We start from the raw sequence: 15,603 nt of genomic DNA, 5'->3' as shown, positions 1-15,603 counted from the left end.
TGGTCATCGCGGCGATCGCGCTCGTGGTGTTGGCGGACACGTTGTACAAGATGAGCAAGGGCGAAGCCGACGGGTGGGACCTCGCGTTCTCCCTGCTCGACTGCGTCCCCGCAGGCGGCGCGGTCGCCCTGGCCCTCAAGGGCACTCGTCTCGCAGCAAAGACAGCATCCGTCGTGGGTAAGGTCAGCGCCTTCGCTCGCTCCGGCACCGCCGCGATCGTGCGCCAGGCCGGACATCTGAAGAACGCGGCCGCAGCCTCCACCCGCGTCGTGGTCCGCGCCGTCGACGGTGTGGCCACGAGACTGAAACCGCGCGCGCGGACCCTGTACCGCAACGACAACCGCGATCCAGCACTCATCTTCCAGGATGGATTCGGAGCGCATCGTCCCGGAACGCGCGACGTGAGCCTCTACGACTACGCGAAAAACAACACCCCGTCCTCGTTCGTGAGCACCACGAAGGACGCAGATCTCTACAAGCAGTGGCAGTCACGGTACCGTTACTCCATCGCGGATCCGGGCGGGGGGATCGACGTCAACCGCCGGCTCCTCTGGAGATCGCCGTTCCGGAACGAGCAGGAAGTCGCCTTCCGCGATCAGATACCGGCCGGGAACGTGCTCGGAGCGCATCCGATCCGGCCCGATGGCAGCCTGGGTTCGTTCATCCCGAACCCGACCTCTGTGAACGTCCCGTAGGAAGGTCGGCGTGAAAGCTGCAGAACCCACACAGTGGCGCTACGAGATCGACCCCGGTTTCGATCCCGAGGGGGAAGTCCCTCCCTTCGCAGTCCGAGGAGCCTGGCCGCTCAACGGCCGCGGCGAGACGGTGGGCGATTTCCTCCCGAACCCCGGGTACGTTGCCTCGCCAGTCGCGCTGATGCTCGCCGTCGACGAGGACGTCTTCACGATCGCGTGGGCAGAGCACGCCCGTTTCGCCTTGGATGACAGCGCCTTCGCAGACGTCATCCGGTCTGTTGCGTGGCGCGGCCAGACCAACGAGGCAGGCGATCTCCTGACGTTCGACGCGGGCGAAGGGCCTCAGGTGCGCGTCTACTCGTCGGATCGTCACCTTGAGGCTGCAGGCATGCCGTCAAGCGCCCGTGTACGAGGCTCGGTGCTGTTCGACCTCGCTGCGACGGGGATCTCCGTGGAGGCGAACGCCACAGCGACCCACACGTGCTTCCTGAGCGCGCACTTCCTGGCCGACATCGCCGATGCGTGATCCGGCCCCGGTCACCGTGCACTTCCGCCAGGACGACCAGACCCTGACGGGCACCCTTTCTGTGGACGAACGATCCGCCGAAGACGGGTCGCTGCACTTCGATGTCCGGGCGACCGTGCAAGAACAGGAATACCTCGGACACGGGACCGATCTTGCCGGTGCCCTCGATGATCTCCGAGCAGACCTCGAGGAGTCCGGGATCCTGATCCAGGTCGGCGGCGCTCTGCGTGACGCGGTTGTGAGCCGGATGAGCCGCCAGATGGGCGGAGGGCGCAAGGCATACCGCGTGCGACTCGGCCACTCAGCTCGAAGCGACAGCATGGTCGACGTCTTGCAACCCGTCTCGGAGGCCGTGAGCCTCGCCGAGCAGCGAGCCTTCACTCAGCGATGGGAGAAGAGCCTCGGCTTCGCCGGACGGATTGCATCGGTCTTCCGTCCGAGCGGCGGCTCCCGGCGGTGATCTTTGGGCACGGTTCCGACGGCGCCCGTTACGAGGCCCTTGCCGCGGCCGCGAACGGTGTGCTCCGTTCTCAGGCGAGTGCCGATCACGCGCACGGTCAGCAGTGCCTGGATCGACGAGCTTCCTGTCGAACACGCCACCTGCCAGGTCGATGAGGACGGGGCTCACGAGGGCGGGCAGGTCCCTGCTGCCGACATCGAGGTCTTGGCGGGCGCGGCCGGAGCCGGAACCCGATGGTCGTCTCCGCACGATGACGTCCCCGGACCCGCTCTGGCCGGAGTACGGTCGTCTGCTTACCTTCATGAACTGGCTTGAAGACCGCTCCTTCACGATCGCCGAGCATCGCGGGCCATTCCGTCAAAGAGGCAATGAACTCCTCGTCGACAGACGATTCACCGCCGTCGGAAGGCCGTGTTCGATCACTGACCTCGAGAAGGAGTGGTCCTTCGGCGAAGGGATTGAACTCGTTGAACGCCCGGGCGGTCCCGGGACGCCGATCGCTCGACTTCGAGACGGAGGACGAGCGGGTGACTACCGGTACTCGGTCGATCTGCGGATGGCGGTCAACGGAGACACGCTCGTGAACGACGACCGAGACACAGCCTTTCGCGCACTGATCCGTCTCGGTCCTGCGCTCGCTGCCACCCCCACGTGGAACGGTCGCGACGTCCCCGCTGAGCACCCCGCCGGGGCCGGATGGGGACGCCTGCCGTACATCGTTCGATCAATCCAACGGGAGGGCGGTCGGCTCTCGACTCGTGCTCCGAACCAGCGCTTCTCAAAGGCTGTGGAACACTCCGGGACCATCCTCATGCGGGGCCGCTCCACTCTGGAAGACCTCCGACTTCCCGACGGCATGGCGGCAGAACGTCTCGACGACGGAACGACACTGGTCCGGGACTTCCCCGGTGGGTTCGCGAGTGAGCGGGCGCGTTTTGCACTCGTCGTCCTGCCGGATGCCTGATGTCCTTGCGCTCCACCCCGGCGCCACGGACATGCTCGTAGGGTGGTGAGCGTGCGCCTCGCTGCTGTCCCCGTACCCGATGACTTGCACCTGGCGATCGACGACCGCGGCCGGCCCGCCACGGTGCCGTACGACCGTGGCGTCGTCGTCGAGTTCGCGTACTCCATCGCGGGGGATCGCCCGCCGGCTGTCGGCACCGGTTCACGGCCGGTGAGTCGTCGGTCGCTGATCGAGGACGAGCGCAGCGGTCGCGCGATCGTGTTCGTGGACGTGGCCGCCGATCATTGGGAGGGATTGCCGGTCGCTGAACGCCCCCGAGCGCGGCGGGGTCTCCTGCCGATCCAGTCGCGAGCAGCACACGCCAGGCGGATGTCAGCATCCAGCGGCATCTGGGCCGAAGTGGTCCTCGGAGTGTCCGTCCCGAGCACCGCATGGGAACTGTTCACCTTCAACGCCACCGGGCCGCGACTGCACCTGGTGATCGACCCGGATCCCGCCCGGCGTCGCACGGAGATCCTCCGGGCACTCGGAGACCGACCGCACCCGGAGATCACCATCGTCGATTCCGTTGACGCCGTTCCACGTGCCTGGCGGAATGCCGCCCGCGCACTCCTCCACGGACAGCACGATGGCTGAGGCTGAGGACGAGCTCGGCCACCTCCACGTCGGGTACGGGGCCGTACTCCGCGGGAAGCCGAGCCTGCAGCTACTCAGCGATCGAACCGCGTTGCCCGAGGAGGCCGGGGACCATCGCCCGCCCAGTCCGACCGCCCATCAATCGGACTCGGCGGGCACCCTCCTCGCGATCGGACCGGGCGTCACGGCGCCCATCGGACTCCCGTTCAACCGAGTGGTGATCAACAGATGACGATGCCGAGCGCGGATCCGACGGCGATCGAGCCGGGGTGTTCGGTCTGCACCTCTGCAGTGGCGCGGCACGGCAGGGTCGAGACGTCGATCGGCGTCAGCCACCAGCAGCGGACCTCGTACTTCCGGTGCGTCGCGTGCGACACGTACTGGGGACAGGACGAGCGCTCGCTCCGCGTCGTCGGGGAAGCCGACGTGCCGCTCGACCTGACGAGCGACTGGCGCGACGGCGACGGCAACCTCCGAGCAGCACCGCTTCCGCCGTACCGCCCGTTTGCGCGGCACGCCGATCTCCCGATGGAGATCACCACGACGGCCTTCGGTGATCAGGGGCACCCGCATGCCGTCATCGACATCCCGTTCGCCCACGAACTCCTCAACTCGGTCCCCGCTGGTCCCCTCGCCGAGCGCGTTGCCGTCTGCCGACAGCTCGCGCGGTTGGCGGAAGCCGTCTCGCCGTCTCCGGGCCCGGCGGGAGGAGCGTGGACCTTCCGCCGCGTCGAGTACACCGACTCGCTCGGGCATCGTCACGTCGGCTACGGCTTGGAGCTCGACCGGGTCGCGACCTTCGACGAGATCGTATCCCGCGTCAGGTTCCCCGGGTTCGGACCGGGCGTCTTCTCGGCGACTCCGCGGAACGCCACGGTGTCCGAGTCGGGAACCCTGATGACCATCGGTCCGGGAGGCGCGATCGCCCACCCGGGCGTCCCGTTCTTCAATGCGCTGCGGCTCGGTGAGTGACATGACGACCTCCGAACGAACCGCTCACCGGAACGGCACGAGCGCGCCAGCGACCGTGATCGTCGAGATGGACCTTCCGGCCGAGCGGGATGGCGTGACAGCAGGGTGGGCCGCCCGTGACTCCCTGAACGCCGAGCCCCCGCGCACGGTTGGGTGGGTACATGTCCTCTGCCCCACTCTCCGGTGACGACTCCCTGCACCTGCCCGAGTTCGACAACCCGCCAGCGTCTCCGCTCGACCTCGCTCGCGAGTGGCTGTCCGCGGCGAAGGACCGGGAGGTCTCCGAGCCACTCTCGATGACCCTCGCCACGGCCGGTTCCGACGGCCGCGTGTCCGCTCGCACCGTCGACGTGAAGCGGATTGCGACCAACGGACTGGTCTTCGGGACGTCAGAGGACAGCCCGAAGGGCCGGCAGCTCGCCGAGAACCCGCACGCAGCCCTGCAGGCGTACTGGCGCGAGACGATGCAGCAGCTCCGGTTCGAGGGCCACGTGGTCCGGCTGTCGGATGCCGAGTCCGACGCCCTGTTCGCGGACCGCTCCCCGAAGTCACGCGCCGCGACGGCCATCGCCGACCAGTCCGCCGTGCTCGAACCCCGCACCCTGCAGGACCTGATCGACGACGCGAACGACCTGCTCGACGACTCCGGCGACGACGTCCCCCGACCTGCACGATGGGTTGCCTGGCGTCTCGAGCCCGACATCGTGGAGTTCTGGCACGGCAGCCGTGACCGGATGCACCGACGACTGCAGTACGCACTCGCCGAGGGCGCCTGGACGGCCACACGCCTCCAGCCCTGAGGCCGACGGTCGGCGTTCAGTCCCTGGACCACCACGCCGGCTGAGCGGGTTCGACTCGGACCGTGAGCGTTCGAGCATCGTTCGATCGTTCCGCGATGACGAAGCGGCTCTCAGCGGGGTCGACGGTACCGATCCGCCACACCGGCCACGAGTGCGGCCCGAGTTTGGGATCGAACCACGGCGCGGGCCCGTTGTCGTCCTCGCGCAACGCGCGCCGGACGCTCTTCGGATCGAGCTCCGGAAATCCCCCGGCGCGCGCTGCCGCGATCATGCGCTCTGCTGCGGCATCGACGGCGGCGGACCGTTCCGCCCGTGGGTTCCGGGTGATCCAGTAGGCGGCGAGGTACCCGATCACCACGAGGCCGATCGCCGCAAGGGTCACGACCCACGGTCCAGCGTCGGGATCGACCGTGGGGATGCGATCGATGCCGGAGACCCCGACGATGAACCCCAGGACGCCGAGCACCCATCCGATGCCCGCGACGCGTTCGGCACGGTGCGACGCTCGAGCGAGGACGCAGCGTGCCTCGGCGACGTCCTCGATCGCAACCGAGATCGCCCCCACACCCGCGCCCCCACCGGTCTCCATCGGACCAGTCTCGCTCACGCCGCGTGCCCCTACCGCCCGGTCGGGTTCACCATCTCCCCCGCCCGGATGAGCGACGCGGACTGGTCCGCCAGGTCGACCATCGACAGGGTGTTCCGCAGCTGCAACCGGTTCAGGCACGAGTGCTCGAACGTCGGCACCCTCAGGTCCAGGGGACGACGGCGGTCCGGGTGCGCGGCGGCGTGGGCGTCGATGCACTCCCCCACGACCTGCCAGAAGCGGGACTCCGGCAGCACCCCGTCGTCGTCGAGGATCGCGGCGACGAACCGCAGCACCCCGTCGAACACGTCGGTGAACACCGCGAGCGCGGCCTCGTCGTCGGACACCGGGTGCACGATCCGGTCGATGTCGGCGGGGACCGGGCGGTCGTCGTGCCGACCGAGCACCGCGGCCTCCTCGCCGATGTCCTTCATCACGGCCCGGACCACGACGCCGTCGCGCACGACGAGCACCAGGTTCTCGCCGTGCGGCATGAACACCAGGTCGTGCACGGTCAGGCAGTGGACGACGGGCAGCAGGTAGGCGTCGAGCCAGCGTCGGACCCAGACGTCGGCGGGCAGACCGGAGGCCTCGATCAGCGCCGAGACCACGGCGTTCCCCGAGGCGTCGCGGTGCAGCAGCGCCGCCATCGTCAGCAGTCGCTCGCCGTCCGCCACCCGTGGCAGCGGGCTCTCCCGCCACAGCGCCGCGAGCATCTTGCGCTGCGGCGAGGACACGTCGACCCGGTGGTAGGCGTCGCCCGTGTAGCCGATGGCGGCGTGCTCCCGGAGCACCGAGAACCCGGCGGCGGCGAGCGTGGGGTCGGCGGAGACGATCGACTCGACCCAGTCGTTCACGGCCGGGGTGTTCCGCATGTACGCGGGCGACATCCCCCGCAGGAACCCCATGTTCTGCACGGCGAGCGCCGTCTTCACGTACGAGCGTGCCGGGTCGGTGCGGTTGAACGCGGTGCGGATGGACTGCTGCGGCTGGTACTCGTCGGGTCCCTCGCCCAGGTCGACCAGGTCCTGTCGGCCCAGGTCGGGTGCGAAGGTCACGGCGATCCGGTGCTGCCACTGCCACGGGTGCACGGGCAGCCACACGTAGTCGTCGGGGTCGAGCCCGCGACGCTCCAGCGTGGCACGGAACCCGGCCACGACCGCCGCCGACAGCTCCGACTCCCAGTGCGCCTGTTCGGTCCGGTCCGCGGCGAGCGCCAGGTGCGTGTGCTCGCGTCGGGCGGCGAGCCACCGGTACCGGAATCGGCCGCCGGACTCCGGTGCGAACGCCCGGTACTCGTCGAGCCCGAACCCGATCCGGCCGTTGGCGGCGACGAACGCCGGGTGCCCCTCGGTCATCGCCGCCTCGACGTCCTGGAACGACGCGACGACGTCCTCCACGGACTCGGCCGCCCCGGCGGACCCGGACGACCCGGCCCCGCCCCGCCCCCGCGCCAGCTGCCCGGCCGACGGCCCGCCCCGCCGGTGCTTCGCCGCGGCACTCGCCAGCGTCGACGCGATCTCCTCCAGGTACGTACCGAGCAACTCGTCGGGGATCCCGAGCACCTCGTGCAGTTCGAGCACGAGCTCCTGCGCGCTGAGCGGCGCCGACACCCCCGCACGGGTCCGCGTCAGCGAGGCCTCGTCCATCGACCAGTGCTCGAGCACGTGCTGCCGCGCCCGGAACCGGTAGGTCGACTCCCCCGCCTCGAGCCGCCAGCCGTCCCCGTCGGGCACGGGTGCGATCAGCCGTTCGTGGGTGAACTCCGCGATCGCCTTCGCGACGAGGTGCCGTTCGGCGGGCTCCAGGTGCTCGGGCCGCAGGTGCGCGGCCGGCCCGTCGTCGTCGGGGACGCCGATGCGATCGGTGTCGAGCACCGACAACAGGGCCCGCTTGCCGTCGACGTCCACCTGGCGCAGGGCGCGGAACCCGACCTCGGCGTTCTTCGCCTGCACGGCGGTGTTCCGCACGTCCGGTTCGACGACGACCCGGCGCGCGCCGAGGGTGTCCCGGCAGTGCTCGACGACGGCGCGCATCACCGCGCTGGTCAGGCCGTGGACACGACGGTCAGCGGGCACCGGCGCGACGAGCAGGTGCATGCCGACGTCGCCGGGTTCGGCCGCCCACACGTCGGTGAGCAGCACGGCGGAGGGGTCGTAGGTCTCCGCCAGGAAGCACGGTTCACCGTTCCGGCGGCCGAGCCACGCCGCCTGCGGGGGGTCCGCCTGGACGCCGACCAGGTAGGCGCGCACCCCTTCCACGTCGAGGTCGCCCATCTCCCACCACGACGACGCCGGGTGGGCGAGCCACGACTGCACGACGGCGGCGTCGCGTTCCGGGTCCACGGGTTCGACGGTCAGGAGGCCCGGCTCGGCTCCCCCAGGCGCGGTCGCGTCCGGCGCCGTGGTGGTCACGGTCGTGCTCATGCGGAGACCTCCGTGCGCTCGGTCGCGGGGCGGGCCGGCGCGCGCTCCCCGGCGCGGTCGTGCGCGGTGGACGGCGCTGCTGTTGACTGCCCCGAGGCGGGCAGGCCGAACTCCTGGAAGGCGATCCGGGCCTCCAGGCCGTACACGGGGCGACCCGTGACGGACCGGATGATCGACGCGTTCCGCCACGCACCCATGCCGAGGTCGGGCGCGGTCAGGCCGTGCGTGTGCTCCTCGGCGTTCTGCACCCAGATGCGTCCGCCCAGGGTGTCGACGTGGTGGTCGCGGGCGACGGCCAGGCGACCGCGGGAGTCGCGGGCGACGAGGTGCTCGACCGGGTCGAGGAACCGCGGGACCCGCGGGGTGTACCCGGTGGCCAGCACCAGCTGCTCGACCTCGTGCTCGTACGTCTGGTCGAGCTGCTCGTGGCGGAGCGTCAGCCGGTAGGTGCCGCGGTCGGCGAGCCAGGCGGCGTCGACGACGCTCGTCTCGGTCCGGAGCGTCGTCGGGACGGGGCCGCGCGCACTGATCCGGTAGAGCTGGTCGTACAGGTCGTCGACCAGGTCCGCGCTGATGCCCTTGTACAGGCCACGCTGTTCCCGCCCCAGGCGATCGCGGACGGCTTCGGGCAGCCCGTGGAAGTGGTCCGTGTACTCCGGGCTCGTCATCTCGAGGGTGAGCTTGGTGTCCTCCATCGGGAAGAACCGGGGCGAACGCGTGATCCAGTCGAGGCGGTAGCCGTCCTGCCGGATGTCCTCGAGCAGTTCGCGGTAGACCTCGGCGGCGGACTGCCCGCTGCCGACGACCGCGATCGACCCGGCGTCGCGCAGGGCGTCGCGGTTCGGCAGGAACTCGGCAGAGCGCACGGCCGGCCCGCCGATCCCACGCAGCGGGGCGGGGACGGACGGCTCGGTGCCGATGCCCACGACGACGTGGTGTGCGCGGTACGTCTCGGGACCCTGATCGGTCTCGGCGTGCACCGTGAACGTGTCGGTGACCGGGTCGTGCTCGACGGCGGTCACCCGGCGGCCCCACCGCAGGGTGTCGAGCCGGTCGGCGGCCCAGCGGCAGTAGGCGTCGTACTCGCTGCGCAGGGGGTGGAAGTCCTCGCGGATGTAGAACGGGTACAGGCGCCCGGTCTCCTTGAGCCAGGCGAGGAACGAGAACGGCGAGGTCGGGTCGGCCATCGTCACCAGGTCGGCGAGGAACGGCACCTGGATCGTGGCGTCGTCGAGCATCATGCCGTGGTGCCAGGCGAAGCCGTCGGCGGCGTCGAGGAACACCGCGTCGAGGTCGGCGATCGGGTCGGTCAGGCAGGCGAGGCCGAGGTTGAACGGGCCGATGCCGATGCCGACGACGTCGTGCACGGCGGGGTCGGCGGTGCGGTCGGCGGTGCGGTCGGCGGTCATCGGGTCGCTCCTTCCGGGGCGGTGGTGGTGGCGCGCACCCGGGCGGCCGTCGCGACGACGTGCTCGAGCGACGCGCGCATCTGGTCCGGCGTGGTCTCGGGGTTGAGCAGCGTGAGCTTGTTGCACGGCCGGCCGTCGATGACCGTCTTGGCGATGAGCACCCGGCCCTCGGCGAGCAGGGCCGAGCGGATCGGCGCGACCAGCGCGTCGGCGGCCTCGTCCGTCATGCCGGCGGGCTGCCAGCGGAACAGCACCGTGCTGAGCTGCGTCGGCGCGACGAGCACCAGGTCGGGGTGCTCCTCGACGATCCGGTGGGTGACCACGGCGAGGTCGATGACGGCGTCGAACGCCGCACCGATCGCATCGGCACCGGTCGCCCGCAGCGTGGCCCAGAGCTTCAGGGCGTCGAACCGACGGGTGGTCTGCAGCGACTTGTCGACCTGGTTCGGCTCGGCGGCGTCCTCCGGGTTCAGGTAGTCGGCGTACCACGCGGTGCGGCGCAGGTCCTCCGGGCGCTGCACGAGCAGGGCGCTCGACGACACCGGCTGGAAGAACGACTTGTGCAGGTCGGCGGTCACGCTCCGGGCCCGATCGACGCCGTCGAGCAGGTGCCGGCGGGTCGGGGACACGAGCAGACCGCAGCCGTACGCGGCGTCGACGTGCAGCCACACTCCCTCCAGATCACAGACGTCCGCGATCGGCTCGAGCGGGTCGATGACCCCGCGGTCGGTGGTGCCGGCGGTGGCGACGACGGCCATCGGCGCCTGCCCGGCTGCGCGGGCGGCGGCGATCGCCTCGGCGAGGGCAGCGGGCACCATCCGGCCGGCGTGGTCGGTGGCGACGGCGACCACGGCCTCCAGCCCGAGCAGCCGCGCCGACTTCGCGATGCTGAAGTGGGTCTCCGCGGTCGTGAACACGGTGCCGCTGCTGCCGAGGGCCTCGCGCGCCAGCAGCAGGGCCTGCAGGTTCGACTGCGAGCCGCCCGAGGTGAAGATGCCGTCCCCCGCGGCGAACCCGATCCGACCGGCGAGCCAGGCGACGACGTGCCGCTCGATCTCGGTGCCGATGCGGGACTGGTCCCAGGTGTCGACCGACGGGTTCACGGCGGCCAGGACCGACTCCGCGGCGACCGCGGGCAGCGCGACCGGGCAGTTCAGGTGCGCGAGGTACGCCGGGTCGTGGAACCAGACGGCCTCGCGGACGAACAGCTCGTCGAGTTCGGCGAGTGCGCGGTCCATCCCGAGGGGCTCGGCGTCGAGGTCGACGTCCTGCACCCGGGCCCGGAGGACCTCGGGAGCGGTGTCGGTCGTCGGACGGTCGGCGGCGGCGAAGCGGTCGGCCAGACGGTCCACCGTGGACGTCACGGCGGAGCGGTAGCGCTCGGCGGTGGCGGTGGTCAGGAGTTCGATGGGAGGTGTCACATTAGGTAAGGCTAACCTCACTAACCGTGATCGTGCCACCCGAACGAGGGGCGTCCTGGTCGGCCGGGCGTGTCAGACGCACGTCTACCGGGCAGCCCGAGCCCCCGCCGACCGCGCGGGTCAGGCGTCCGCCGCCGGACGTCAGGCGTTCATGAACTCGCTCGGCTGCAGTGCCCGGCCGACGATGCGCACGTCGCCGATCGACCCGACGAACACGTTGTCGAGCTTGTCGCCGTAGCGGTACCCACCGAGCAGCCACGGCTTCCCGATCGTGCTGAGACCGCGGTTCGGGGTGGACGGGTTCCGCACGACCGGGCACCCGTCGACGTACAGCACGGTGTGCGTCCCGTCGTTCACCACGGCCACGTGCCACCAGGCGCCGAGCGGCAACTCATGCCCCCAGTTCGTCAGCGATCCGTCCTGGCTCGTCGGGTACACGCACCACTGCAGTTCGCGGTCCCCCGACAGGCTCAGCGTCATCGCGGGTTCGTCCGGGTCACCGTCGGCTCCGGTCGCCTTCCCCACCTGGCCGGCGCTCGAGTACTGCGACAGCAGGGCGCTGAACCCGTTCGTGCTCGGGTCGAACGTGGTCGGCAGCACGAAGAACGCCTCGACCGTGTAGCCCCGGGGGAAGTGGGTCCGGTTGAGCGGTGCCGTGTCGACGGTCTGCAGGTGGTCGCCGCCGGTCTTGCCGCCCTGCAGCGCGAGGCTGCCGGCGCCCGGCTGGTCGGGGTGGTGCGCCGCCGTCCAGCGCAGCGCCCCTGCGACGGCACCAGTCCGCCGGGCGACCACCAGGTCGTTGCCCTTGCCGCTCTGGTCGCGCACCCGCGTCGTCGGCGCGAGCGCCGCCCCGTCCGGGTTGCCGTCGAACCGCCAGTACGCCAGCGTCCCCGGCACCAGCATGCGTGCCGCCGGCCGGGAGGCCCGTGGTGCGACCGGCGCGAACCCCGCGAAGCGCGCGTCGAAGTCCACCGCCATGGTGAAGCGGTCGACGTCGCCGCTGAGCGCGGTCTCCTGGGCTGCGAGTTCGTTCGCGTCGCCGAGACCGCCGGCGAGCAGGAAGGGCGACAGCGTCTCGACGTCGATGACGTTCCGCTCGAGGTCGACGTGGTACAGCCGGATCATGGCCGCTCCGCCGTAGTAGCGGTTCTGGTAGTTGGTCAGGTGCAGGGCGACGTCGTGCCCCACGGCGTTCTTCGCCGTGGTGCGTCCCGGCCCCCAGTAGTGCCCGTTGAGCGTCAGGAACACCTGGTCGTGCTTCGTGATGAAGGAGTCCCAGAGCTGCTGGCCGTAGGGGTCGAACGCCGCTCCACCGCTGGCGTCCGAGTCGACGAGGGCGTGCGTCGTGAGGATGACCGGGGCGTGCGGCCGGGCCGCGAGCACGGAGCTGGCCCAGGCGAGCCCGCTCGCGCTCGTCCGCCAGTCGAGTGCCAGGACGACCCACTCGCGGCCGGCCGCGGTGAACCGGTGGGCGGTGTTGTAGCCGTCGGGGCTCGAACCGACCCACCCCGGAGCCTTCCGGAACCGCTGCGGACCGAACACGTCGAGGTACGGGGTGCGGCCGCGCTGGTCGTCGGTCGACGAGTCGACGTCGTGGTTGCCGGCGAGCACGCTGTAGGGCGCCCCGGCTCGGTCGAGCACGTCGAAGACCGCACCGGATGCGCGCATCTCGGACGCCGCACCGTTCTGGGTCAGGTCGCCGAGGTGGACGAGGAACACCGTGTTGTGCCGGGCCTGCTCGCGGACGACGTACTCGAGCGAGGCCCGCATCGGCGCCGGGTCGACCGCGGCACCGTCGAACATGTACTGCGTGTCCGGCATCACCGCGACGGTGAAGCGTGGCGAGGTCGTGTCCGGGCGCCACCGTCCGGTGTGCCCGCGCGCCACCGCTGCCTGCGCGGCCGCGGCCGATCCGCCGAGCACTGCCGGGGCCACGGCGGGTGCCGCGGTCAGCGCTTCGGCGACGGCCGGGGCGCCGCCGAAGCCGTTCGACGCCACGAGACCGGCGGCACCGGCGAGTCCGGACCCGACCAGGAAGCCCCGGCGGGAGACCGGGATGCGCTTGCTGCGGTCTCCGGCGTGGTCGTGGGCGTCGTCGCGGTCGTCAGGGCTGTTCTGCACAGCACCGCACCGTAGGGATCGCGGGGGAACGCCCCGGGTCCGTTCCGTGAACTCCAGACCGGCCGCGGCTGCCGGTTCGGTGTGGACCGGTGAGGGCTCCTACAGCTTCTCGATCGGGGCGATCTTGATGAGGAGCTTCTTGCGGCCCGCGGAGTCGAACGCGATCTCGGCGATGCGCTTGGCACCCTGCCCCGTCACCGCGGACACCGTGCCCTCGCCGAAGTCGACGTGCTTGATGCGGTCGCCGGCGACGAGTTCCATGTCGCCGTTGTCGCGCACCTGCCCGGACACCCGGTTCGCCCACTCGGTCTTCGGGCGGGTCTTCGAGGCCGCCGCTGCGCGGTCGTAGGAGCCGCCGCCCCAGCCGCCACCACCGCGGTAGCCGCCGCCACCGCCACCGCCGCCGAAGCCGCCGTCGCGCTTGGCGTTCAGGGCGCGGGGCTGCGTGCCACCACGGCTGTTCGCCATGCCCGGGGACTGCTTCCACTCGATGAGCCCCTCGGGGATCTCCTGCAGGAAGCGCGAGGGCATCGCCACGTTGACGTCGCCGAACTGCGCACGGGTCATCGCGAGGGACAGGAACAGGACCTTCTTGGCGCGGGTGATGCCCACGTAGAACAGCCGGCGCTCTTCCGACGGACCGCCGGGCTCGTTGGCGGACATCCGGTGCGGGAGCAGGTCTTCCTCGACGCCGGTCAGGAACACCGCGTCGTACTCCAGGCCCTTCGCGGTGTGCAGCGTCATCAGCGACACCGTGCCCGACGAGTCGTCGAGCTCGTCCGCCGCGGCGACCAGCGAGACCTCGGTCAGGAAGTCCGACAGCGTGCCCTCGGGGTTGTTCTTCTGGAACTCACGCGTCACGGCCACGAGCTCGTCGATGTTGTCGGCGCGTGCGGCGTCCTGCGCGTCGGGCGACTTCCGCAGGTTGTCGAGCAGCCCGGAACCGTCGAGCAGCTGCGTCAGGGTGTCGACCACCGGCTGCGTCGGGGCCTTCTCGGACACGGCGTCGAGCAGTGCCGCGAACTCCGTGATGGCGTTGCGCACCTTCGGCCCGAACCCGAGCTCGCCCGCGTGCCGCAGGGCGTCGCGCATGGTGGTCTCGTGCTCGTCGGCGTAGCGCTGCAGCGTGGTCTCGGTGACCGAGCCGATGCCGCGCTTGGGCACGTTGAGGATGCGGCGCAGGGCCATCGGGTCGGCCGGGTTGGCGACCGTGATCAGGTACGCCATGGCGTCCTTGATCTCGGCACGCTCGTAGAACTTCGTGCCGCCGAGCACCCGGTACGGGATCGCCGCACGGATGAAGATCTCCTCCAGCGCACGGGTCTGCGAGTTGGTCCGGTAGAACACCGCCATGTCGCGGTAGTCCATGCCGTCTTCACGCAGGCGCTGGATCTCGTCGGCGACGAACTGCGCCTCGTCGTGGCCGGTGTACCCGGTGAAGCCGACGATCTTCTCGCCGGCACCGACGTCGGTGAACAGGCTCTTCGCCTGGCGATCGAAGTTGTTCGAGATGACGGCGTTCGCCGCGTCGAGGATGTTCTGCGTCGAGCGGTAGTTCTGCTCGAGCAGGATCGTCTTGGAGTTCGGGAAGTCCCGCTCGAACTCGACGATGTTGCGGATGTCCGCCCCGCGGAAGGCGTAGATGGACTGGTCGGAGTCGCCGACCACCGTCAGGGACGCGGGAGCGATCGAGCCGTCGGTCTCGCGCATCCGGGCGACGTGCTGCCCGGAGTCCTCGAGCTTGTCGACCTGTTCGACCGGAACCGGGCGGGTGAGCTCACGGATCAGGGCGTACTGGGCGTGGTTCGTGTCCTGGTACTCGTCGACCAGGATGTACCGGAAGCGGCGCTGGTACAGGGCGGCAACGTCCGGGAATGCCCGGAACAGGAACACCGTCTGGCCGATGAGGTCGTCGAAGTCGAACGCGTTCGCCCGGCGGAGTTCGTTCGTGTAGCGCCGGAACACCTCGGTGAACATGACCTCTTGCGGGTCGTTCACGTTGATGTTGCGCGCGTAGGTGTCGATGTCCTGCAGCTCGTTCTTGAGCTTCGAGATCTTCGACGCCGCGGCGCCGACGGTCAGCCCGAGGGAGTCGGCCTCGAGCTCCTTGATGATCCGCTTCAGCAGCGCCTTGGAGTCGGCGGAGTCGTAGATCGTGAACGACTGCGGGAACCCGAACCGCTCGGCTTCGCGCCGCAGGATGCGCACGCACGCCGAGTGGAACGTGGAGATCCACATCCCCTCGGCCTCGCCACCGACCAGGGCCCGGACGCGCTCGCGCATCTCGGCGGCGGCCTTGTTCGTGAACGTGATCGCCAGGATCTGCGACGGCCACGCTTCGCGGTTGGCGAGCAGCAGCGCGATGCGGCGGGTGAGCACGCTCGTCTTGCCGGAACCGGCGCCGGCAACGATCAGCAGGGACTCGCCGCGGTACTCGACGGCTTCCTTCTGCTGGGGGTTCAGACCCGCGGTGAACGGGTCTTCGTACGCGCGGGCACCGGCGCCCGGCTCGGGCGTCGATTCGAAGGGGTCGAGCACGATCGTCATGTTCGGGACATTCTAGGCGAGACCCCCGACAGCGACCTCG

13 protein-coding genes are annotated in these 15,603 nt (G+C 70.4%); 7 read left to right on the top strand and 6 right to left on the bottom strand.

The features are described from left to right. The 7 genes from DEJ02_RS05690 to DEJ02_RS05655 form a co-directional block, all read left to right on the top strand. Positions 1 to 695 (top strand): hypothetical protein (locus tag DEJ02_RS05690; protein WP_111032282.1); only part of this gene is annotated, 695 nt, incomplete at its 5' end. Positions 696 to 705: 10 nt separating this feature from the next. After that, positions 706 to 1,221 carry a hypothetical protein gene (locus DEJ02_RS05685; RefSeq protein WP_146249226.1) on the top strand — a complete coding sequence of 172 codons (516 nt, stop codon included), beginning with the start codon at positions 706 to 708 and terminating at the stop codon, positions 1,219 to 1,221. Continuing rightward, the gene (locus DEJ02_RS05680; protein ID WP_111032280.1) at positions 1,214 to 1,681 is read left to right on the top strand and encodes a hypothetical protein; all 468 of its coding nucleotides are present in this window, start codon (positions 1,214 to 1,216) and stop codon (positions 1,679 to 1,681) included. The genes DEJ02_RS05685 and DEJ02_RS05680 overlap by 8 nt, the downstream gene beginning before the upstream one ends. Positions 1,682 to 1,982: 301 nt before the next feature. Further along, positions 1,983 to 2,645 (top strand): hypothetical protein, encoded by a 663-nt coding sequence (locus DEJ02_RS18275; protein ID WP_146249225.1) that lies wholly within the window; start codon positions 1,983 to 1,985, stop codon positions 2,643 to 2,645. A 51-nt stretch (positions 2,646 to 2,696) separates the two neighbouring features. After that, positions 2,697 to 3,281 carry a hypothetical protein gene (locus tag DEJ02_RS05670; RefSeq protein ID WP_146249224.1) on the top strand — a complete coding sequence of 195 codons (585 nt, stop codon included), beginning with the start codon at positions 2,697 to 2,699 and terminating at the stop codon, positions 3,279 to 3,281. Positions 3,282 to 3,509: 228 nt separating this feature from the next. Further along, a complete protein-coding gene (locus DEJ02_RS05660) occupies positions 3,510 to 4,253 on the top strand; it encodes a hypothetical protein (RefSeq protein WP_146249223.1) in 744 nt (247 codons plus the stop codon). A gap of 161 nt (positions 4,254 to 4,414) precedes the next feature. After that, positions 4,415 to 5,053, top strand: a complete 639-nt coding sequence (locus DEJ02_RS05655; protein ID WP_111032275.1) for a pyridoxal 5'-phosphate synthase — start codon at positions 4,415 to 4,417, stop codon at positions 5,051 to 5,053. Positions 5,054 to 5,069: 16 nt separating this feature from the next. Here the strand turns inward: DEJ02_RS05655 and DEJ02_RS05650 are convergent, their stop codons facing one another. The 6 genes from DEJ02_RS05650 to DEJ02_RS05625 all read right to left on the bottom strand — a co-directional run bounded on the left by DEJ02_RS05650 (position 5,070) and on the right by DEJ02_RS05625 (position 15,563). After that, positions 5,070 to 5,660, bottom strand: a complete 591-nt coding sequence (locus tag DEJ02_RS05650; protein ID WP_146249222.1) for a hypothetical protein — start codon at positions 5,658 to 5,660, stop codon at positions 5,070 to 5,072. 11 nt (positions 5,661 to 5,671) lie between these two features. Then, entirely contained in the window at positions 5,672 to 8,065 is a 2,394-nt protein-coding gene (locus DEJ02_RS05645) for a GNAT family N-acetyltransferase (RefSeq protein WP_111032273.1), read from the bottom strand. Continuing rightward, complete coding sequence (locus DEJ02_RS05640; protein WP_111032272.1) at positions 8,062 to 9,474, bottom strand: lysine N(6)-hydroxylase/L-ornithine N(5)-oxygenase family protein; 1,413 nt, start codon at positions 9,472 to 9,474, stop codon at positions 8,062 to 8,064. Before DEJ02_RS05640 ends, DEJ02_RS05645 begins: the two co-directional genes overlap by 4 nt. Then, entirely contained in the window at positions 9,471 to 10,895 is a 1,425-nt protein-coding gene (locus DEJ02_RS05635) for a pyridoxal-dependent decarboxylase (RefSeq protein ID WP_111032271.1), read from the bottom strand. The genes DEJ02_RS05640 and DEJ02_RS05635 overlap by 4 nt, the downstream gene beginning before the upstream one ends. 141 nt (positions 10,896 to 11,036) lie before the next feature. Then, positions 11,037 to 13,016: a LamG-like jellyroll fold domain-containing protein gene (locus DEJ02_RS05630; RefSeq protein ID WP_111032270.1), complete on the bottom strand. Its 1,980-nt coding sequence runs from the start codon at positions 13,014 to 13,016 to the stop codon at positions 11,037 to 11,039. A gap of 99 nt (positions 13,017 to 13,115) precedes the next feature. Next, positions 13,116 to 15,563, bottom strand: coding sequence for an ATP-dependent helicase (locus DEJ02_RS05625; protein WP_111032269.1), 2,448 nt, complete (start codon positions 15,561 to 15,563; stop codon positions 13,116 to 13,118). Positions 15,564 to 15,603 lie beyond the last annotated feature (40 nt).

The sequence above is a fragment of the Curtobacterium sp. MCLR17_042 genome, assembly GCF_003234695.1.
Lineage (GTDB): Bacteria > Actinomycetota > Actinomycetes > Actinomycetales > Microbacteriaceae > Curtobacterium > Curtobacterium flaccumfaciens.
This window is presented reverse-complemented; position numbering and strand designations above follow the sequence as displayed.

Bases quoted from the DNA above. Each gene is read 5' to 3' on its own strand.
- DEJ02_RS05680 (WP_111032280.1), top strand. From the start codon at position 1,214: ATGCGTGATCCGGCCCCGGTCACCGTGCACTTCCGCCAGGACGACCAG.
- DEJ02_RS05655 (WP_111032275.1), top strand. From the start codon at position 4,415: ATGTCCTCTGCCCCACTCTCCGGTGACGACTCCCTGCACCTGCCCGAG.
- DEJ02_RS18275 (WP_146249225.1), top strand. From the start codon at position 1,983: ATGAACTGGCTTGAAGACCGCTCCTTCACGATCGCCGAGCATCGCGGG.
- DEJ02_RS05625 (WP_111032269.1), bottom strand. From the start codon at position 15,563: ATGACGATCGTGCTCGACCCCTTCGAATCGACGCCCGAGCCGGGCGCC.
- DEJ02_RS05645 (WP_111032273.1), bottom strand. From the start codon at position 8,065: ATGAGCACGACCGTGACCACCACGGCGCCGGACGCGACCGCGCCTGGG.
- DEJ02_RS05660 (WP_146249223.1), top strand. From the start codon at position 3,510: ATGACGATGCCGAGCGCGGATCCGACGGCGATCGAGCCGGGGTGTTCG.
- DEJ02_RS05640 (WP_111032272.1), bottom strand. From the start codon at position 9,474: ATGACCGCCGACCGCACCGCCGACCGCACCGCCGACCCCGCCGTGCAC.